The sequence below is a fragment of the Pseudomonas sp. CFBP 13602 genome (genome assembly GCF_014842725.1).
GTDB lineage: Bacteria > Pseudomonadota > Gammaproteobacteria > Pseudomonadales > Pseudomonadaceae > Aquipseudomonas > Aquipseudomonas baltica.
Window position 1 is genome coordinate 153728 of sequence record NZ_JACYVT010000005.1, and the last position, 20588, is coordinate 174315.

The 20588-nt window shown below is 63.5% G+C and carries 17 protein-coding genes; 9 read left to right on the plus strand and 8 right to left on the minus strand.

The annotated features are described in order from the left end of the window. Window positions 1–5: 5 nt before the first annotated feature. Window positions 6–1829, plus strand: coding sequence for a sodium-extruding oxaloacetate decarboxylase subunit alpha (gene oadA / locus IFU31_RS11950; RefSeq protein ID WP_122480003.1), 1824 nt, complete (start codon window positions 6–8; stop codon window positions 1827–1829). Between the two features lie 74 nt (window positions 1830–1903). Here oadA and IFU31_RS11955 read toward each other — a convergent pair whose 3' ends face one another. The 3 genes from IFU31_RS11955 to IFU31_RS11965 form a co-directional block, all read right to left on the minus strand. Next, window positions 1904–4864, minus strand: coding sequence for an autotransporter family protein (locus IFU31_RS11955; protein WP_192103064.1), 2961 nt, complete (start codon window positions 4862–4864; stop codon window positions 1904–1906). A 61-nt stretch (window positions 4865–4925) separates the two neighbouring features. Next, window positions 4926–5609, minus strand: coding sequence for a GNAT family N-acetyltransferase (locus IFU31_RS11960; RefSeq protein ID WP_122480001.1), 684 nt, complete (start codon window positions 5607–5609; stop codon window positions 4926–4928). 8 nt (window positions 5610–5617) lie between these two features. After that, on the minus strand, window positions 5618–6064 hold the full coding sequence (locus tag IFU31_RS11965; protein ID WP_185794647.1) for a GNAT family N-acetyltransferase: 447 nt from the start codon (window positions 6062–6064) through the stop codon (window positions 5618–5620). A 366-nt stretch (window positions 6065–6430) separates the two neighbouring features. Here IFU31_RS11965 and IFU31_RS11970 point away from each other — a divergent pair, with 366 nt between their 5' ends. Beyond that, window positions 6431–7642, plus strand: coding sequence for a YeeE/YedE family protein (locus IFU31_RS11970; protein ID WP_192103066.1), 1212 nt, complete (start codon window positions 6431–6433; stop codon window positions 7640–7642). 306 nt (window positions 7643–7948) lie between these two features. On the opposite strand, the gene IFU31_RS11975 is transcribed toward IFU31_RS11970, so the two are convergent. The 3 genes from IFU31_RS11975 to IFU31_RS11985 all read right to left on the minus strand — a co-directional run bounded on the left by IFU31_RS11975 (window position 7949) and on the right by IFU31_RS11985 (window position 12040). Next, the gene (locus tag IFU31_RS11975; protein WP_192103068.1) at window positions 7949–8947 is read right to left on the minus strand and encodes an asparaginase; all 999 of its coding nucleotides are present in this window, start codon (window positions 8945–8947) and stop codon (window positions 7949–7951) included. 12 nt (window positions 8948–8959) lie between these two features. Beyond that, on the minus strand, window positions 8960–10402 hold the full coding sequence (locus IFU31_RS11980; RefSeq protein WP_122479997.1) for an alanine/glycine:cation symporter family protein: 1443 nt from the start codon (window positions 10400–10402) through the stop codon (window positions 8960–8962). Between the two features lie 213 nt (window positions 10403–10615). Continuing rightward, window positions 10616–12040, minus strand: coding sequence for an aspartate ammonia-lyase (locus IFU31_RS11985; protein WP_122479996.1), 1425 nt, complete (start codon window positions 12038–12040; stop codon window positions 10616–10618). Between the two features lie 272 nt (window positions 12041–12312). Between IFU31_RS11985 and IFU31_RS11990 the strand changes: the two genes are divergently transcribed. The 5 genes from IFU31_RS11990 to IFU31_RS12010 all read left to right on the plus strand — a co-directional run bounded on the left by IFU31_RS11990 (window position 12313) and on the right by IFU31_RS12010 (window position 16161). Next, the gene (locus IFU31_RS11990; RefSeq protein WP_192103070.1) at window positions 12313–13221 is read left to right on the plus strand and encodes a LysR substrate-binding domain-containing protein; all 909 of its coding nucleotides are present in this window, start codon (window positions 12313–12315) and stop codon (window positions 13219–13221) included. A gap of 338 nt (window positions 13222–13559) precedes the next feature. Continuing rightward, window positions 13560–14051 carry a 5-(carboxyamino)imidazole ribonucleotide mutase gene (gene purE / locus IFU31_RS11995; protein ID WP_122479994.1) on the plus strand — a complete coding sequence of 164 codons (492 nt, stop codon included), beginning with the start codon at window positions 13560–13562 and terminating at the stop codon, window positions 14049–14051. An 11-nt stretch (window positions 14052–14062) separates the two neighbouring features. Beyond that, window positions 14063–15145 carry a 5-(carboxyamino)imidazole ribonucleotide synthase gene (locus tag IFU31_RS12000; RefSeq protein ID WP_192103072.1) on the plus strand — a complete coding sequence of 361 codons (1083 nt, stop codon included), beginning with the start codon at window positions 14063–14065 and terminating at the stop codon, window positions 15143–15145. A gap of 93 nt (window positions 15146–15238) precedes the next feature. Next, window positions 15239–15487, plus strand: a complete 249-nt coding sequence (locus tag IFU31_RS12005; protein WP_122479992.1) for a GlsB/YeaQ/YmgE family stress response membrane protein — start codon at window positions 15239–15241, stop codon at window positions 15485–15487. Between the two features lie 140 nt (window positions 15488–15627). After that, window positions 15628–16161, plus strand: a complete 534-nt coding sequence (locus tag IFU31_RS12010; RefSeq protein WP_192103075.1) for a DUF3299 domain-containing protein — start codon at window positions 15628–15630, stop codon at window positions 16159–16161. Between the two features lie 124 nt (window positions 16162–16285). Here IFU31_RS12010 and IFU31_RS12015 read toward each other — a convergent pair whose 3' ends face one another. After that, on the minus strand, window positions 16286–17188 hold the full coding sequence (locus IFU31_RS12015) for a D-hexose-6-phosphate mutarotase (protein WP_192103077.1): 903 nt from the start codon (window positions 17186–17188) through the stop codon (window positions 16286–16288). A gap of 51 nt (window positions 17189–17239) precedes the next feature. Next, on the minus strand, window positions 17240–17641 hold the full coding sequence (locus IFU31_RS12020; RefSeq protein ID WP_043192132.1) for an acyl-CoA thioesterase: 402 nt from the start codon (window positions 17639–17641) through the stop codon (window positions 17240–17242). Between the two features lie 325 nt (window positions 17642–17966). Here IFU31_RS12020 and IFU31_RS12025 point away from each other — a divergent pair, with 325 nt between their 5' ends. Beyond that, a complete protein-coding gene (locus IFU31_RS12025) occupies window positions 17967–19256 on the plus strand; it encodes an MFS transporter (RefSeq protein WP_122479989.1) in 1290 nt (429 codons plus the stop codon). A 161-nt stretch (window positions 19257–19417) separates the two neighbouring features. After that, the gene (locus IFU31_RS12030; protein WP_122479988.1) at window positions 19418–20416 is read left to right on the plus strand and encodes a phosphate ABC transporter substrate-binding protein PstS family protein; all 999 of its coding nucleotides are present in this window, start codon (window positions 19418–19420) and stop codon (window positions 20414–20416) included. Window positions 20417–20588: the final 172 nt, after the last annotated feature.

Here is a 20588-nt window from a genome sequence, read left to right on the forward strand (position 1 = left end):
CAACAATGTCCAATACGCCTGTTTCCAAGCGAATATTCGTTACCGACACCATCCTGCGCGACGCCCACCAGTCCTTGCTGGCAACGCGCATGCGCACCGAAGACATGCTGCCTATCTGCGACAAGCTCGACCGGGTGGGCTACTGGTCGCTGGAAGTATGGGGCGGCGCCACCTTCGATGCCTGCGTGCGCTTCCTCAAGGAAGACCCGTGGGAACGCCTGCGCAAGCTGCGCGAGGCGCTGCCGAACACGCGTCTGCAGATGCTCCTGCGCGGGCAGAACCTGCTCGGCTACCGGCATTACAGCGATGACGTGGTGCGGGCCTTCGTGGCCAAGGCGGCCGACAACGGTATCGACGTGTTTCGCATCTTCGATGCCATGAACGACGTGCGGAACCTGCGCGTGGCCATCGAGGCCGTGAAGGCAGCCGGCAAACACGCCCAGGGCACCATCGCCTATACCACCAGCCCGGTGCATACCGTGGCCGCGTTCGTGGCCCAGGCCAAACAGATGGAAGCCATGGGCTGCGACTCGGTGGCGATCAAGGACATGGCCGGCTTGCTGACGCCTTATGCGACCGGCGAACTGGTCAGGGCGTTGAAGGCCGAGCAGTCGCTGCCGGTGTTCATCCACAGCCACGACACGGCAGGCCTGGCCGCGATGTGCCAGCTCAAGGCCGTGGAAAATGGCGCCGATCACATCGACACCGCCATCTCGAGCTTCGCCTGGGGCACCAGCCATCCGGGCACCGAGTCGATGGTCGCGGCGCTCAAGGGCAGCGAATTCGATACCGGCCTGAGCCTGGAACTGCTGCAGGAAATCGGCCTGTATTTCTACGCCGTGCGCAAGAAATACCACCAGTTCGAAAGCGAATTCACCGCGGTCGATACCCGCGTGCAGGTCAACCAGGTGCCGGGCGGGATGATTTCCAACCTGGCCAACCAGCTCAAGGAGCAGGGCGCGCTGAACCGCATGAACGAGGTGCTGGCCGAGATCCCCAAGGTGCGCGAAGACCTCGGCTTCCCGCCACTGGTCACGCCCACCTCGCAGATCGTCGGTACCCAGGCATTCTTCAACGTGTTGGCCGGCGAGCGCTACAAGACCATCACCAACGAAGTGAAGTTGTACCTGCAAGGCGGCTATGGCCAGGCGCCGGGCAAGGTCAACGAACAACTGCGGCGCCAGGCGATCGGCAGCGAGGAGGTCATCGACGTACGTCCCGCCGACCTGCTCAAGCCGGAGATGGACAAGCTGCGCAAGGACATCGGCGAGCTGGCCCAGTCGGAGGAGGATGTACTGACGTTTGCGATGTTCCCTGACATCGGGCGCAAGTTCCTCGAAGAGCGTGCCGCCGGCACGCTGGTGCCCGAGGTGTTGCTGCCGATCCCCGAGGCCGGAGCGCAGGTTGCGCGCAGCGGTGAAGGGGTACCGACCGAATTCGTCATTGATGTGCACGGCGAGAGCTATCGAGTCGACATCACCGGTGTCGGGGTCAAGGCCGAAGGCAAGCGGCACTTCTACCTGTCCATCGACGGCATGCCTGAAGAGGTGGTGTTCGAGCCGTTGAACGAGTTCGTCGGCAGCGGTATCGGCAAACGCAAGCAGGCCAGCGAACCCGGCCATGTCAGCACCGCCATGCCCGGCAATATCGTCGATGTGCTGGTCAAGCTGGGTGACTCGGTCAAGGCCGGCCAGGCGCTGTTGATCACCGAGGCGATGAAGATGGAAACCGAGGTCCAGGCCGGTGTGGCAGGCAAGGTCGCGGCAATCCACGTGGCCAAGGGCGACCGCGTGAACCCCGGCGAGATACTGATCGAGATCGAGGGCTGATCTCAGGTTTCAAAGTTTTCCTCTGGGGGCCGGGTGGCCCCCTTTTTTTGTCCACCCGGCAGCCGCGAGACTGATCAGAAGCGCATCTGCCACTGGCCGACCACAGCATGGTTGCGACTGTTGCTACCCAGCTCGCCGGTGTAACCGATGCCGACGCTCTGCCGCGCACTGACACCCAGGTCCAGACCGGCTTCGACCATCAGGCTGTCGCGGTCTAGGGCGCTGCCTTCGACACTGAACGCATTGCCACCACTGGCAAACGCCTGCCGGGTGCTGTTGTCGACGTCTCCATAGGCATGACGCCAGCCCAGGCTGCCACGCGGGGTCAGGCTCATGCCGTTGTCCAATTGGCTCAAGTGAGCCAGGCGCACGCCGAAGGTGCTGGTGAAGTTGTCCTGTGTCTGGGCGTCCACGGCGAGGGCGGCGGCTCCGCCTTTTTCGCGGTAGCCGTCGCGGCTGTAGCGCTGGTAGCCCAGGTTGGCGAAGGGTTCGGCGCTGAGCCGGCCGCTGCCCAGGTCGTATCCCAGTTCGGCGAAGGCTTGCTGGCTGTCGGCGTCGTAGTCGCCGCGCAAACGGTCACTGAAGCCGGCGAAGTCGACACTGCGCTTGCTGTTGCCATCATGCTGGCTGTAGGCCGCACCCAGGCGCAGGGCCAGCGGACCGTTCTGGCGCAGGGCGTAGATGCCTGCGTGCCAGCTGTCGATTTTGCCGTCCACGCCGGATGCGTCCAGGTCGGTACGCGAATAACCACCCAGCAGGCCCACGCGCCAGTCCGGGGTCAGTGCCCAGTCGGTGCCCAGCAGGGCGCCCGAAGTCCGTTGTTCGAGGCCATCGCTGCCGTGTTCGCCATCGAGCTTGCCGTAGCTGCCCAGTGCCTGGACCCAGACACGGCCCTGTGCGTTGGGGTCGTTGAGGTTGCGGGCCTGGTCGGGTATGCCGCTGGCGGCCAGCACCGGCGTGTCTTGTGCGCCCAGGCCCACCAGCAGGCCGCTGCCGCTGCCCATCTGGCGCATGGCCGAGAGCATGCTGCTGCCGACCTGGGTGGTACCGGCCAGGGTTGCGGCAGCCAGGTTGGCGTTGCTGCTGCCAGCCAGTTGCTCGATGGCCGCCCCTGCGCTGGCGGTACTGGTGCCGAGCAGGGCGTTGTACAAGGTGCCGCTGCTTGCGGCAGCCAGGCTGCGGGCGGCATTGCCGCCATTGGTGGTGCTGGCGAAGTCGGCGAAGGCGATGTCGTTGCGGGTGTAGTCGAGGTCGACCGCGGTCGCGCCGTAGCTCAGGGTCGGGGTCAGAAAGGCGTAGTCGCTCGTCACCGTACCGAAGCGACCGTTCACGCTGCCCGCCTGCAGCACGGTGTAGCGGCTTTGCCAGGGGTATTCGCCACTGCTCGGGACAACGGCCAGGGTGGCGCCGTCGAGATTGGCCGCGCCTGCGACCTGCAGCGGCGCACTGCTGCCATCGGCGTTCACCCCATACGCCAGGGTTGCGCCGCGTGCCAGTGTCAGGTCGCCGTTGACCAAGGCAGTGCCCAGTTGGCTGTTGCTCGACAAGGTGCCGTTGACGAGCAGGTTGCCCACTGCGCCACCGCCGGCGTAGACGCCGCCCGGGTCAACGCTGAGGTTGCCGGCAATACTGCCCTGGTTGATCAGCGTGGCGCCGTTGGCAATGCGACTGTCGGCGCTGAAGTCGCCGATGCTGGTGAGGGTCCAGGTGCCGCTCTGCACTTCCAGGGTTTCGAAGTGGCGGCTGTTGCCGAAACTGCCGCCGGCGTTGCCCTCCAGGATCACACGATCGCGGCCGCTGCCGCCGTCGACCACACCGTTGAAGCGACCACCGCTAAGTACGGTCAAACGGTCATCGCCTGCGCCCATTTGCAGGGCCTGTCCATTGCTGCCGCCAATGGAGCCGGCGTTTATGACGGTGTCGGCGAAGGCGCCATTGAGCTGCACGCCGAAGCCGTTGAGCCCGCTGATGCTGCCATGGTTCTCCAGATAGGTGGCGCCATGGGCCGAGCCATTGCTGCCATCGTCGATCAGGATGGCATTGTCGGCGCCGCTGATGGTGGCGCCTGCCGCATTGAAAATATAACCGCCGCCCATGGCGATGCCTTCGCTGGCATTGAGGGGATCGCCTGGCTTGGCACCGGATGCACCGGTGCCGCGAATGGTGCCGTAGTTCTCGATATGGCCGATGTAGTCGATGTCCACACCGTCGCCGTCACCCACGGCCTGCAGGCCGGACACATCGCCGGAGATCAGGCCGTGGTTGATGACCGTGCCGTTGCCGTCCGAACCGTAGCCCGAGCCATTGCGGCCGATCAGCGTGCCTTCGTTGTACAGCAGCGCACCTTCGTCCGTGGTCAGGCCGTGGCGGCCGCCGCTGATCAAGCCATGGTTGTACACGGACACGCCAGTGGCCGCCGCCACGTCGATACCGTCGTACTTGTCGTCGAGGCTGAAGGTGTCGCCTGTGGATATCTCGCCGTGGTTGATAATCGTGGCATTGATGCCGGTTTTCATCGCGTCGTTCTTTTCGCTGCGGATCAACCCGCCGGCGCGGTTGTCGAGGGTGGTGGCGATGCCAGCGCTTTCCAGGGCTTCCAGATCGATAGCGCGCTTGTTCAGCGAGCGCAGCGTGCCACTGTTGTCGATGACGATGGCGCCACGGCTGAAATCGTCCTTGATGCGAAAGGCATCGGACGAGCCTTGAATCAGCGCACCCGCGCGATTGATCAGGGTGTAGTTGCGCACTGCGCCGCTACTGGAGCTGTCGATGGCTCGATCGGCAGTGGAGATCAGCCGGCCCGAGTTATCCACAACCACGCCAGTACCCGCTGCCGAACCCTTGAGCTTGATCGCCTCGGCACTGGCCGTGATGCTCCCAGCCTTGCTCACCGTCAGGCGATCGGTATCGCTCAGGCTTTGCGTCGCCTGAATGGCGGTATCGATCTGCAGGTCTTTGGCGAAGGCCGCCGACATCGGCGTGCCCGGGGCGAGCAGAGCGATGGCAAGGGCGAGGCGGTGCGGAGAGTACGGCATGAGCGGACGACCTGATTGCAGTGAGGTCGTCCTGTATAGCCCCTGGTCTTTACAGAATTATTTAAACGCCGACGCGAAACTGTTCCAAGGGTTTGCGCTGGCCGGAAGAAGGCTGGTTGTCTACCGCCAGCCAGCCCTCGAACGCTGCCTCGATTGCCGGCCACTCGCTGTGGGTGATGGAAAAGTACGCCGTGTCACGGTTGCGACCCTTGACCACCATGTGCTGGCGGAACACACCTTCGAGGCTGAAACCGACGCGTTCGGCGGCGCGGCGCGAACGTTTGTTGGCGTTGTCGCACTTCCATTCGACCCGGCGATAGCCCTGACCGAATGCCAGCTTGAGCGCCAGGTAGATCGCCTCGGTGCCCTTGGGCGTGCGCTGCATGGAGGCGGCAAAGGCCACGTGGCCCACTTCCAGGCGTCCGTGCGCCGGCACGATGGACATCAGACTGAGGATGCCTTCGGCTTTGCCGGTGTGCTGGTCGACCACGCAGAAGCCCAGCGGATCGTTGCTGATGGCATAGCCGTCGAGCCAGATATAGAACAGCTCCAGGTCGTTGAAGGGGCCGTAGGGCAGGTAGTCCCACAGCTGCGCGTCGGACTGCGGCCCCTGCAGGGCTTCCCAGAGGTCTTCACCATGGCGCTTGGGATCGAGTTTCTCCAGGCGGATGAAGCGACCGTTCATGGTGGTCGCCACGGGTGCCTTGACGGGCTTCCAGTCGGATGCGGAGGCGGATGTGGGCATGGCAGCTCCTAGAGTGGCTTGCGAAATTGGATGAAACCGGGCTGCTCGGCGATATTGCGGTACAGCCCGATGGCGGTGCTATTGGTTTCATGGGTGAGCCAGTGGACCTTGGCGCAACCGGCGGTCTTGGCGGTTGCGTAGACGAACTCGATCAACCGGCGACCCACGCCCCCACCGCGTACCGAAGCATCCACCAGCAGATCCTGCAGGTAGCAGGAGTTTTCAATGGTCCAGCACGAGCGGTGATAGATGTAGTGAACCATGCCGATGGCCACGCCGTCGCGCCAGGCAAGCGCCGCGTGCATGGGTTCGGCGTCGTCGAGCATGCGTTGCCAGGTGACCTGGGTCACGGCTTCGGGGATCTCGGTCTGGTAGAAAAGCTGGTAGGCCCGCCAGAGGTTCAGCCAGGCAAGATGGTCGGCTGCGGTAACAGGACGAATGGCGAGGTCGGACATGGTGGTGCTCCGGTGGGTCGTGACGGTCATCTTGGCATCTTGTGCGAGCGAGTGCATCCAACAGCACTCGGAAGATTATCCACACAAGTATCCACAGGGTTATACCCAAGGTTATACACAGGTTTATCCACAGATCGCGCTTAGCGTCTGGTATTACATACAGTGAAATGGCTAGCTCAGCCTCGGTTGGACAGTTTCTGACCGGCGCGTCGAGGGAACGTTGCAAGAAGGTTGTTCACAAAATCCTGCGGGTGCCTGGCACCGATCACCTGCGGCCTGAAGTCGCTCTGGTCGCAGAGACGCATCAACACCTGGCTTTAGGTTTTATACTGCTGCGCTGTCTTGTCTCTCTATTCGGATGCTGCCATGAGTTCGACTTTTTCTGTTGCCCCACGGCGTGCACTGGGTGCGCCGCTGGTGGCGATCTCTCTGCTGGTGCTCGGCGGGGTGTTTCTCGCCGCTGCGGTGGGTTCGCGCCAGGTGCTGTTGTGGGCGGTCGGTGCGGCCCTGGGTCTGACGCTTTATCACGCAGCGTTCGGCTTCACGTCTGCCTGGCGGGTGTTCATCCGTGATCGCCGAGGCGCAGGGCTGCGGGCGCAGATGGTCATGCTGGCGCTGGCGGTGCTGCTGTTCTTTCCGGTTCTGGGTGCAGGCAGCCTGTTCGGCCAGCCGGTGGTGGGGCTGGTCGCGCCCGCCGGTTTGTCGGTGGTGTTCGGTGCCTTCATTTTCGGCATCGGCATGCAGTTGGGTGGCGGTTGCGCGTCGGGGACGCTGTTCACCGTCGGTGGTGGCAACGCACGCATGCTGGTGACCCTGCTGTTCTTCATCTGTGGCTCACTGATCGCGACCCACCATGTGGACTGGTGGTTTGCCTTGCCATCGTTGCCGGCGCTCTCGATCGTCAAGAGCCTGGGCGTGGTGCCGGCGCTGTTGCTGAGCCTGGGCGTGTTCGCGCTGATCGCGTGGGTGACCGTGGGCCTGGAACGGCGTCGGCATGGTGCGCTGGAAACACCCGACGTGCGGGCGACACCTGGTTCGAACAGGTTCCTGCGCGGGCCGTGGCCCCTGGTGTGGGGAGCAGTCGCGCTGGCGCTGCTGAACTTCGCCACGCTGGCGCTGGCCGGTCGGCCTTGGGGCATCACGTCGGCGTTCGCCCTGTGGGGGGCGAAAGTGGCCAGTGGGTTGGGCGTGGACGTGGGCAGTTGGGCGTTCTGGCAAACCGCATCCAACGCCAAGGCGCTGGCTGCGCCGGTGTGGGAGGACATCACCAGCGTCATGGACATCGGTATCGTGCTGGGTGCACTGCTGGCGGCGGGGTTGGCCGGGCATTTCGCGCCCAGCTTGAAGATCCCGCGCCGGTCACTGATCGCGGCCGTGATTGGCGGGTTGTTACTGGGCTATGGGTCGCGCCTGGCTTATGGCTGCAACATCGGTGCGTATTTCAGCGGCATTGCCTCTGGCAGCCTGCATGGCTGGCTGTGGCTGGTCGCCGCCTTCATCGGCAACAGCGTTGGCGTTCGCCTGCGTCCGTTGTTCTTTCCCAACGAAGCGCGCGTGGAACGCCTGACCGGCTGCTGAGTGACAGTGACACCGCGGCGCCTGCTTCGCGGCCGCTGACCGCTCCTACGGGATCGTGCAAGCTTCGTAGGAGCGGTCCGTGGCCGCGAAAGGCGCGCCGTAGTCTGCCTGATACACCGCAGCGCCTGTTTCGCGGCCGATGACCGCTCCTACGGGATCATGCAAGCTTCGTAGGAGCGGTCCGTGGCCGCGAAGGGCGCGCCGCAGTCTGTCTGATGCACCGCAGCGTCTGTTTCGCGGCCGCTGACCGCTCCTACGGATGTGCGCAACCCTTGGAGCAGCGCGAAGGGCGCGCCGCGGTTTCGATCAGGCCAGTTCGCCGCACAGGTCGAGTTCTACCAGGCGGCGGACTTCTTCCACCGGCAAGCCTGCACCCAGCAATGCGTGCAGCTTGCCCAATGCCGTCTCGCGGGTCATGCCGCCGCCGGAGAGCACGCCTGCATCGCGCAGGCGGCTACCGGCTTCATACACATCCAGTTCGACGCCGCCTTCCTGGCATTGCGTCAGCGCCACGACCACGATGCCCCGCGCCTGAGCTGCCCGCAGCGCGTCGAGGAACGGCGCGTTGTCGGACGGCCCGGTGCCGCTGCCGTAGCATTCGAGCAGCAAGGCCTGCACCCCGCTGTCCACGACCGCCTGCAACAGCGGCACACCGAGGCCGGGGTACAGCGGCAATACACCGATGCTGGCAGGCTGACGTGGCTGGCGATAATCCAGCGCCGCCGGCATCGGTGCGACCCGGGCGGCGCCACCCGTGCGCCGCAATGCGGCAAACGGATTGCGCCCCGAGCTGCGCACCTTGGCGCAGCGGGTCGGCGGCAGCAACGCACCGTGGAAATGCAGGTGCACACCCGGCTCCAGGCCCCGGGCGAGATCTGCCAGGGCGCCGTTGACGTTTTCCCAGGCATCGCTGCCGGGCACCTCGGCAGGCAGCATGGAACCGGTGAACAGCACCGGTGCCTGGAGCCCCAGCAACTGGAAGCTCATGGCCGCCGCGCTGTACGCCAGCGTGTCGGTGCCATGCAGGATCAGTACGGCATCGCAACCCTGCTCATCCACCGCTCGAACCACGGCTTCGCGCAGACGCTGCCAGTAGGCCGGCGTCATGTTGGCGCTGTCGATCAGCGGCAGCAGCTCCTCGAAGCTGAAGTGCGGCACCACCCGTTCAGGCTGGGCATCGAGTTGTTCGCGCATGCGCGCCTCGAAGCCCGAAGCCGGAGCCAGGCCATTGGCACTGGCCTGCATGCCGATGGTGCCGCCGGTGTACAGCACCCGCACATGACGGGCAGGGGATGCGATGCTCATGCAGAAGGCTCCTTAACGCTGGACGGGCAGGGGTGCCTGGGCCTTTTCATCGGCTGCCGACGGATTTGGTACCGGCCAGGCCTTCAGATCCAGGTCGAGGTCGGCGAACTGCCGCGAATCGAACACCGGTACCTTGATCCCGGCACTGCGCTGCGCATCATAGTCGCGCAGCAGGCGCAGGCCGGTCTTGAACAGCATGGCCAAAGCGATCAGGTTGACGAAGGCCAGCAGGGTCATGGTGATGTCGGCGAAGGCAAACACCGTTTCCAGGTTTTCGATGGCGCCCCAGAAGATCAGCAACAGCACGATCGCGCGGTACACCAGCACCGCCTTGCGGTTGTCGCCGATGAGGAAGCGCAGGCTGTTCTCGCCCAGATAATAGTTGTAGAGGATCGAGGTGAACACGAACAGCGACAAGGCGACACTGATGAACACCCGGCCCCATTCACCCACCACGTTGGCCAGCGAGTTCTGCGTCAGGGCAATGCCATCGCCCTCGAAGCCCGGCGTGTAGAAGCCCGACAGCAGGATCACCAGTGCGGTACAGGTACAGATCACGAAGGTGTCGAGGAAGACGCTGAACGCCTGCACCACGCCCTGTGCAACCGGGTGTTCGACCTGCGCCACGGCGGCCACGTTGGGCGCACTGCCCAGGCCCGCTTCGTTGGCGAACACACCGCGCTTCACGCCCATGACGATGGCGCTGCCGAGCAGGCCGCCGAATACCGGGTCCAGGCCGAACGCACTGCGCACGATGGTGGCCAGCATTTCCGGAACCTGGTCGAATTGCAGCACGATCACATAGAGGCTGACGGCGATGTAGGCCAGAGTCTTGACCGGCACCAGCAGGTCGGCGACCGCCGCGATTCGCTTGATACCACCGAAGAACACCAGGCCCAGCAACGCGGCCAGGCCTACGCCGGTCCAGGTGGTGGACAGGCCGAAGGCATCGTTCAGCGAACTGGTGACCGCATGCGATTGCAGGCCGTTGAAGGCAAAGCCGAAGGTCAGCAGCAACAGCACCGCCATGACCATGCCCAGCCAGCGCTTGCCCAGGCCGTGCTGAATGTAGAACGAAGGACCGCCGCGGTATTGGCCGTCGGGGTCGCAGCGCTTGTAGGCCTGCGCCAGGGTACATTCGAAGAAGCTGCTGGCCATGCCCACCAGGGCGGTGACCCACATCCAGAACACCGCGCCCGGGCCACCCAGGGTCACGGCAATGCCGACGCCTGCGATGTTACCGGCGCCGACTCGCCCGGCCAGGCTGAGCATCAGTGCCTGAAACGAGCTGAGCTGGTCTGAACTGTTGCGCAGGCTGTCGCGGAACACACTGAACATGTGCAGGAAGTGGCGCAGTTGGACGAAGCGCGAGCGCACGGTGAAATAGCCACCGAGGCCGACGATAAGCACGATCAGGACTTTTCCCGAGAGGAAGTCGTTGATGACTTCAAGCATGGGGGTTACCTCGTCAAGTTCAAAAGGGCGGCACTATACCCATAGGTGTAAGGCCGCGCAGCTTTTTGGTGCATAGGACTGGGCATATTCATCTTGTGGGATGTTTGACCCAGGGCGTTACAGCGGCACAAAAAAAGGGCTCCGAAATTGCTCTCGGAGCCCTCAAAAGGTGAGAGGTGTCTAGTCCCTCGACCTGGTGAGCGTACGGCCGGCTCAGGCCTTGAGGGGCACGAGGCGCGGCGCGATCATGTTTTCCGGGCGCAGGATGTCGGCCAGCATGGCGTCGTCGAGCAGGCCTTCCTCACGTACCAACTCCAGCACGCCGCGACCTGTCTGCAGGGCGATGCGAGCGATACGGGTGGCGTTTTCATAGCCAATGTAGGGGTTCAGCGCGGTGACCAGGCCGATGGAGTGCTCCACCAGCTCGCGGCAGCGCTGTTCGTTGGCGGTGATGCCGACGATGCAGTGTTCACGCAGCATGTCCATGGCGCGCTGCAGCAGGCGGATGGAGTCGAAGATCTTGTAGGCGATCAGCGGTTCCATGACGTTGAGCTGCAACTGCCCGCCCTCGGCGGCGATGGTCAGGGCCAGGTCGTTGCCCATGATCTCGAAGGCGCACATGTTGACCGCTTCGGGAATCACTGGATTGACCTTGCCCGGCATGATCGAGCTGCCCGGCTGGCGCGCCGGCAGGTTGATCTCGTTGATGCCGGTACGCGGGCCGCTGGACAGCAGGCGCAGGTCGTTGCAGATCTTCGACAGCTTGACCGCAGTGCGCTTGAGCATGCCGGAGAACAGCACGAAGGCACCCATGTCGGAGGTTGCTTCGATCAGGTCGGCGGCGGGCACCAGCGGCTGGCCGCTGATGGTGGCCAGGCGCGACACGGCCAGGGCCTGATAGCCCGGGTCGGCGTTGATGCCGGTGCCGATGGCGGTGCCACCCAGATTGACTTCGGTCAGCAGTTCCGGAGCCAGGCTGCGCAGGCGGTTGAGGTCTTCGGTCAACGTGGTGGCGAAGGCCTTGAATTCCTGGCCCAGAGTCATCGGCACGGCGTCCTGCAGCTGGGTCCGACCCATCTTCAGCACGTGGGCGAATTCCACGCCCTTGGCGGCGAATGCCTGGATGAGGCTGTCGAGGCTGGCCAGCAGGGCGTCATGGCCCAGCAGCAGACCCAGGCGAATGGCCGTCGGGTAGGCGTCGTTGGTCGACTGCGCCATGTTCACGTCGTTGTTGGGGTGCAGGTACTGGTATTCGCCTTTCTGATGGCCCATGACTTCCAGGGCGATGTTGGCGATCACCTCGTTGGCATTCATGTTGGTGGACGTACCGGCGCCACCCTGAATCATGTCGACCACGAACTGATCGTGGAAATCGCCGCGCACCAAGCGGGCACACGCTTCACTGATTGCCGCATGCTTGGCTGTGTTCAGATGCCCCAACTGGTGGTTGGCATCGGCGGCGGCCTGCTTGACCATGGCCAGGGCCACGACCAGCTTGGGGTAGTGCGACAACGGCACGCCGGAGAGGCGGAAGTTGTGCACAGCGCGCAGGGTTTGAATGCCGTAGTAGGCTTCAGCCGGGACTTCGAGAACGCCGAGCAGGTCTTTTTCAGTGCGCAGTGATGCAGCGGAGGACATGATAGAGATAATCTCTGTAGAGGCCCGGCAAGTGCCGGAATGCTTGCAATGCTAGGCCTGTAGCAGATTTGCGGCTAATGCTGATGCTTGCTGGGGTATGCATAATCGGCATAATGGCGCATGTGACGCGCAAGGGTGATCCGGCGTATTCCAATGACGTCGGTGTTGTCCGCCGACGCGGCTTGCGCCGCTGCTACAAGGGATCCCTGTAGCAGCGGCGCGAGCCGCGTCCGGCTTTACACGCTGCCCGAATCAACGTACCGAGAACCGACATGAACCTGGAAAGCAAATGGCTGGAAGATTTCAGCGCACTGGCGGCCACCCGCAGCTTTTCACAAGCGGCTGAACGCCGCTTCGTCACCCAGCCTGCGTTCAGCCGGCGTATCCGCAGCCTGGAAGCTGCGCTGGGCCTGACGTTGGTGAATCGATCGCGCACGCCGGTCGAGTTGACCGAGGCCGGTCAGTTGTTTCTGGTCACGGCGCGCACGGTGGTCGACCAACTGGGCGAGGTGTTGCGTCATCTGCATCACTTGGAAGGCGGGCAGGGTGAAGTCATGCAGGTGGCTGCAGCGCACTCGCTGGCATTGGGGTTCTTTCCGGGCTGGATCGCGAAACTGCGCAATGACGGCCTGCCCATCGCCACGCGTCTTGTGGCCACCAACGTCGGCGATGCAGTGCATGCGTTGCGCGAGGGCGGCTGCGACCTGATGCTGGCGTTCTACGACCCCGATTCTGCGATGCAGATGGACCCGGAGATATTTCCGTCCCTGCATCTGGGTACCACCGAGATGCTGCCCATCTGCGCCAGCGACGCCCAGGGCCAGCCGTTGTTCGACCTGGAAGGCGAGGGCAGCATTCCACTGCTGGCTTATTCTGCAGGCGCGTTTCTCGGGCGCTCGGTGAACCTGCTGCTGCGCCAGCGCAGCCTGCGCTATACCACGGTGTACGAAACCGCCATGGCCGACAGCCTGAAAAGCATGGCGCTCGAAGGCCTGGGGATCGCCTGGGTGCCGCGCCTGAGCGTACGCGCCGAGCTGGCTCGCGGCGAGCTGGTGGTGTGTGGCGGGCAGCAGTGGCACGTGCCGTTGGAGATTCGCGTGTATCGCTGTGCGTTGGTGCGCAAGGCCAATGTGCGGCTGTTGTGGAAGCGGTTGGAGGGTGCGGCGGCGGACAGCGCCTGACTCGATTCGGCGGTGCTGCCTTCGCGGCCACTGGCCGCTCCTACGCAGAGCCATCGGGATCTCCATAGGCGCGGCCATCGCGATCTCTGTAGGAGCGGCCAGTGGCCGCGAAGGATCCAGCACCTGTTTCACTGACCTGAAAGTCAACAAACCCGTGCTTCGCAGCCATTTGACGGTCGGTCGAGATGGCTGCAATAAATCTTCATTCTTACGGTATACTGCGCGGCCTTCGGCCGGTCTGTTCCGGCCATTATTCGCATAACGAGCCACGCCGGTCTTCCTGCGTGGCTCGTTGTTTTTTGACGCGCCTGCGGGCGCCCAAGAGAAGAGGCTCGACGATGAGTGCATTGGTTGGCGTGATCATGGGCTCCAAGTCCGATTGGTCCACCCTTAGCCACACCGCCGATATGCTGGAAAAGCTCGGTATTCCCTTCGAGGTCAAGGTGGTTTCCGCCCACCGCACCCCGGACCTGCTGTTCCAGTATGCCGACGAGGCCGAAAGCCGCGGCATCGAGGTGATCATCGCCGGTGCCGGCGGCGCGGCGCATCTGCCAGGCATGTGCGCGGCCAAGACGCACCTGCCGGTGCTGGGCGTGCCGGTGCAGTCGTCCATGCTGTCGGGCGTCGACTCGCTGCTGTCCATCGTGCAGATGCCGGCGGGCATTCCGGTCGCCACACTGGCCATCGGCAAAGCCGGCGCGATCAACGCCGCGCTGCTGTCGGCCAGCATCCTGGGCGCCAAGCACCCGCAGTTCCACACTGCGCTGAAAACGTTCCGCGCCGAGCAGACAGACAACGTTCTGGACAATCCCGACCCGCGCCAGGCCTGAGGTTCTTTGACATGAAGATCGGTGTAATCGGTGGCGGCCAACTGGGCCGCATGCTGGCCTTGGCCGGTACCCCCCTGGGGATGAACTTCGCTTTCCTGGACCCGGCGCCCGATGCCTGTGCCGCCCCCCTGGGCGAGCACCTGCGGGCCGACTATGGCGACCAGGATCACCTGCGCCAGTTGGCCGACGAAGTCGACCTGGTCACCTTCGAGTTCGAAAGCGTTCCGGCCGAGACCGTGGCGTTCCTGTCGCAATTCGTACCGGTGTATCCCAGCGCCGACGCGCTGCGCATCGCCCGTGACCGCTGGTTCGAAAAAAGCATGTTCAAGGACCTGGGCGTGCCGACGCCGACGTTCGCCGACATCCAGTCCCAGGCCGATCTCGACGCCGCGGTGGCCAGCATCGGCCTGCCCGCCGTGCTGAAAACCCGTACCCTGGGATATGACGGCAAAGGCCAGAAGGTCCTGCGCAGCGCCCTTGATGTGGCCGGGACCTTCGCCGAACTGGGCAGCGTGCCGTGCCTGCTCGAAGGCTTCGTGCCCTTTACCGGCGAAGTGTCGCTGATCGCCGTGCGCGCACGCGATGGCGAGACCCGCTTCTACCCGCTGGTGCACAACACCCACGAGGCCGGCATCCTGCGCCTGTCGGTGGCAAGCACCGCGCATCCACTGCAGGGGCTGGCCGAAGACTACGCTGGTCGTGTGCTGGAGAAGCTCGACTACGTTGGCGTACTGGCGTTCGAGTTCTTCGAAGTGGACGGTGGCTTGAAGGCCAATGAAATCGCGCCCCGCGTGCACAATTCCGGGCATTGGACCATCGAAGGCGCCGAGTGCAGCCAGTTCGAAAACCACCTGCGCGCCGTGGCCGGGCTGCCATTGGGTTCGACCACCAAGGTCGGCGAAAGCGCCATGCTCAACTTCATAGGCGAAGTGCCAGCAGTGGCGCAGGTCGCGGCCATCGACGACTGCCATCTGCACCACTACGGCAAGGCGTTCAAGGTCGGCCGCAAGGTCGGTCATGCCACCGTGCGCTGTGCCGATCGCGCCACGTTGCAACGCCAGATCGCCGAAGTGCAGGCCCTTATCCAGGGTTGAGGAACCATTGCCGACCATCAACCCTCTGATGGCTGTACGCCAAGGCTGCTATCGCAGCTTGGCATCAAGCCTGTTCATATCAGAGGGAATATCATGGGAATCATCGGGACTATCTTCATCGGCTTGATCGTTGGTCTGCTGGCGCGTTTTCTGAAGCCTGGCGATGACAGCATGGGTTGGATCATGACCATTCTGCTGGGTATCGCCGGTTCCCTGGCTGCGACCTACGGTGGTCAGGCGCTGGGTATCTACCGGGCTGGCGAAGGTGCCGGCTTCCTCGGCGCGCTGGTCGGCGCGATCATCCTGCTGGTGATCTACGGCATGGTCAGCAAGAAGCGTTGATTCAACGCGCCTGATACCTGCGGCAGCCCTGCAGGTACCTGACTGGTTGCACCGCAGCCCCCCTCGAGCTTGCCTCGATGGGGGCTGCGTCACGTCTGGGCTGTGGTTAGAATGGCCGACTTTCCACTCTGGGCCCTGCCATGCGCCGACTTCTACTGCTCTGCTTCATGTTCGCCGCAGCCACTGCGCACGCTGAACTGCCGGAAACCGACTGGCTGCAGCTGATGCCCAAGGCTGACCAGAAGGCCTTGGAGCAAATGCCCGAGATCGACCACGATTCACCCGAAGCACAGGGCACGTTCACCGAAAAGGGCGGCATGAAGCAGGCCAAGGGTTTGCCCGCCGTGATGTATTCCACCAAGACCGTTGCGGCCATGAACGGCAAGGACATTCGCATCGGTGGCTACCCCGTTCCGCTGGAAAGCGATGCCAAGGGCAACAGCACGCTGTTCTTCCTGGTGCCATACCCAGGCGCGTGCATTCACGTTCCGCCGCCGCCGCCGAACCAGTTGATCCTGGTGCGCTACCCCAAGGGGCTGAAGCTGGCCGATATCTACACGCCGTTGTGGGTCACGGGCAAGGTCAAGGTGGAGAAGATCAGCAACGACCTGGCCGATGCGGCTTATGCGCTGGATGCACAGAAAGTGCGGGTGGTGGAGGAGTCGGATTTGTGATTCTGCAGGTCTGGCCTCTTCGCGGGTAGAAGGCTCGCCGCCCGCCCCGCTCCCACAGTGGGGCATACAGAGTCCATGTGGGAGCGGGCTCTGCCCGCGAAGAGGCCGGACCTGCCTGCAAATATCAAAGCTCTGAAGCCGTAAACCTCACACCCATGGCACACGCCGCACCGGGTGCCAGCGTCACCACGTCATCCCAGACGTTCGCCGTCTCGATGCACAGCATGCCCTGCCAACCGTCGTCGGCCATGTCCGGCAAGGCCGTGGCGCGCTCGACCCACGGGTTCCACACCACTGCGCTGCGCGAGCCGGTGGAGGCGAGGGTCACCCGACGTTGCCAGCCTGGGTCGACGAAACTCAGCTGCGCTGGAGTATTCAGGTAGATCCGGTCGGTTTCGCCGGCAAACCCGAGCACGCCAGCCTGCTGGCGGGGCTGCCAGCCGTCCAGGGTTTCGATGTACGTCAGGCCGCCCAGGCACTCGACGGTGGCCTGACGCACGTCGCTCACCGCAAAGTAGCTGTGCAGCGCCTGGCTCAGGCTGACGGGATGGTCGTCCACGTTGCGACTGTGCAGGGTGATCTCCAGCGCCTCGCCAAGTACCACGCACAGCCTGACCTCGACCTTGTGCGGCCACCCTGGCAGTTCACCGCGAGCTGCCTGCGGCACGCTCAATTCGACCTTGATGCCCGATTCGAGCTGGTCGATACCCAGCAACTCCCAGTCCAGCGTCCGCACCAGGCCGTGGGCAGGGGCCTCGTCGCTGGCGGTGCGCATGGCCTGCACCGCCTCGGGATTGCGCCCCAGGTTGCCGAACCATGGCCAACACACCGGCACGCCGGTGCGAACGGCCTTGCCCGGCTTGTAGAGGGCGGCCGGGTTGGGCCAGATCAGCGGCTGCTGACCGTGACGCTGATAGCTGATTACCTGGGCGCCTTGTTGCGCGATCAGCAGCTCAGCCTGATCGGTGCTGATGCGCCAGCAATTGAGTTCATCGAGCTTGACCGATTCGACCTGCGGCTCAGACATGAAGAGTTCTCGCTATGGGTTCAAAAAGTCGGCTGATGCGCCGGTGGTACATCAGCGCCGCGGTGGTACCGCGCGCGTACGGCCGCTGCCGTCGATGGCGACGAACACGAAGACGGCCTCGGTGACCTTGCGCCATTCGCTCGACAGTGGATCGTCGCTCCATACCTCGACCATCATCTGGATCGAGCTGCGGCCGATCTCCAGGGTCTGGGTATAGAAGGACAATTGCGCGCCGACGGCAACCGGGACCAGGAACGCCATGCGATCGATGGCTACCGTCGCCACCCGTCCACCGGCCACCTTGCTGGCCATGGCCGTTCCGGCCAGATCCATCTGGGCGACCAGCCAGCCGCCGAAAATATCGCCAAAGCCGTTGGTTTCGCGCGGCAGCGCGGTGATCTGCAAGGCCAGGTCGCCTTGGGGAATGGGATCTTCTTGTTCGAGTTCAATCATGCCGGGGGGGCCTCTGACCCGTGACGCTTTATTGGAGTGGCGCATTGATCGGCGCCAATGACAAAAGCCTACACGGCTTTTCTTTCAACTGGCGCACACAGGGTACCTCTGCGAAATCGGCTACAACGCTAGCTGCGTTTTCGCACAACACCCTTTAATTAAGGCCAGTATATAGGCGCAGAACCGCCATAACGACCGTTCGCTGTCCAATTACTGCGATTGCCAATACAGGCCATGTGCTTTTTCTAGCAATTTGCTATCGTGCCTGCACTGCCAAACCCAAAACAGCAACAAAGCTGTGGATTTGTATATAAGAGAACATCACATGACCGCCGCGCCTTCGAGTATCGCTCCGCCTTCGCGTCCGCTGACCCGCAGTGATTACAAGACACTTTCGTTGTCCGCCCTGGGCGGTGCACTTGAGTTCTACGACTTCATCATCTTCGTGTTCTTTGCGGCGGTGGTGGGCAAGTTGTTCTTTCCTGCCGACATGCCCGAGTGGCTGCGGCTGATGCAAACCTTCGGCATCTTCGCCGCTGGCTATCTAGCGCGGCCGCTGGGCGGCATCATCATGGCGCACTTCGGTGACCTGTTGGGGCGCAAGAAGATGTTCACGTTGAGCATCTTCATGATGGCCGTGCCCACCCTGATCATGGGCCTGCTGCCCACTTACGCACAGATCGGCATCTTTGCGCCCATCCTGTTGCTGTTGATGCGCGTGATCCAGGGCGCGGCCATCGGCGGCGAAGTACCCGGTGCCTGGGTGTTCGTCTCCGAGCATGTGCCGGGGCGCAACGTCGGCTATGCCTGCGGCACGCTGACCTGCGGCTTGACCACCGGGATCCTGCTGGGCTCGCTGATGGCCACTGCCATCAACAGCATCTACACCCCGGCCGAGGTTTCGGACTACGCCTGGCGTATCCCTTTCCTGATCGGCGGTGTGTTCGGCCTGGCGTCGGTGTACCTGCGTCGCTGGCTGCATGAAACCCCGGTCTTCGCCGAACTGCAGCAGCGCAAGGCGCTGGCCGCCGAAGTGCCGTTGCGCACGGTGCTGCGCGACCATCGTGGGGCCGTGGCCATTTCCATGCTGCTGACCTGGTTGCTCTCGGCGGGGATCATCGTGGTCATCCTGATGACCCCGACCATTCTGCAGACCCTCTACGGCTTTACCCCCAAGCAGTCGCTGCAGGCCAACAGCCTGGCCATCGTGTTCCTGAGCCTGGGCTGCATCGGTTCGGGCGCGCTGGCTGATCGTTTCGGCGCCGGCAAGGTGTTCGTGGTCGGCAGCCTGGCGCTGCTGGCCACCTCCTGGACCCTGTTCCACAGCCTGCACGCGCATCCCGACTGGCTGTTTCCGCTGTATGCGGTGACTGGCCTGTGCGTGGGTGTGATCGGCGCGGTGCCCTACGTGATGGTCAAGGCGTTCCCGGCAGTGGTGCGTTTCTCCGGCCTGTCGTTCTCCTACAACGTGGCCTATGCCATCTTTGGCGGCCTGACGCCGATGGCAGTGACCCTGCTGATGAAGTCCAATCCCATGGGGCCGGCCTATTATGTGGCGGCGATCTGTGTGATCGGCTTCCTGTGCGGGTTGTACCTGATGGCCAAGAAGCGCTGAATCCGTTGGCCTTGTTCGCTGGCAGAGCCTGCGAACGAGGCCCGCACGGAGGATGATGGCCATTCATCCTACTGTCACAATCCTTTCATAGAGTGTCCCCACGGCCCGCCAATACCGAGCGCCGAGTCAACACCCTTTTCTGGATTTGCTAGGAGCAAGGCATGAAACTCACGCGTTTGATGGCCGCCATGACCTTCGTCGCCGCAGGCGTTGCCACTGCCAATGCGGTAGCCGCCGTCGACCCTTCCATCCCTGCGTACGTCAAGACCACCGGCGTGTCGGGCAACTTGTCCAGTGTGGGCTCCGATACCCTGGCCAACCTGATGACCTTGTGGGCCGAGAACTACAAGAAGGAATACCCGAACGTCAATATCCAGATCCAGGCAGCAGGTTCGGCCACGGCGCCCACGGCGCTGATCGAAGGCACCGCCAACCTGGGGCCCATGAGCCGCAAGATGAAGGACACCGAGATGGCGGCCTTCGAGCAGAAATACGGCTACAAGCCCACGGCCATTCCGGTGGCCGTCGACGCCCTGGCCGTGTTCGTGCACAAGGACAACCCGATCCAGCACCTGACCATGGAACAGGTCGACGCGGTGTTCTCGTCCACTCGCCTGTGTGGCGCCAAGGCCGATGTGAAGACCTGGGGCGACCTGGGCGTGACCGGCGACCTGGCCAACAAACCGGTGCAGCTGTTCGGGCGCAACTCGGTGTCCGGTACCTATGGCTATTTCAAGGAAGAGGCCCTGTGCAAGGGTGACTACAAGGCCAACGTCAACGAGCAGCCAGGCTCGGCCTCGGTGGTACAGTCGATCAGCAGCTCGCTCAATGGCATTGGCTACTCGGGTATCGGTTACAAGACCGCCAGTGTGAAGACCGTCCCGCTGGCCAAGAAAGGCACCAGCGAGTTCATCGAAGACACCGAGGAAAACGCCCTGAACGGCAAGTATCCGTTGTCGCGCTTCCTCTATGTGTACGTCAACAAGGCGCCGAACAAGCCGCTGGCGCCGCTGGAGGCCGAGTTCGTCAAGCTGATGCTGTCCAAGCAGGGTCAGGAAGTCGTGGTCAAGGATGGCTACATTCCCCTGCCGGCCAAAGTCGCCGCCAAGGCCCTGGCCGACCTGGGTCTGAAGGAAGGCGCAGACGTCGCCAAGCAATAAACATCGCCACCCCGTAGGAGCGGCCGGTGGCCGCGAAACGAGCGCCGCGGTACACCTGATGCACCGCAGTGACAGGTTCGCGGCCACAGACCGCTCCTACGGGATTAACCTACATCCATTCGCCGACGGCCCTGAGCCGGCCGGCGATTTTGTCGCGTCACCTCATTGTCAT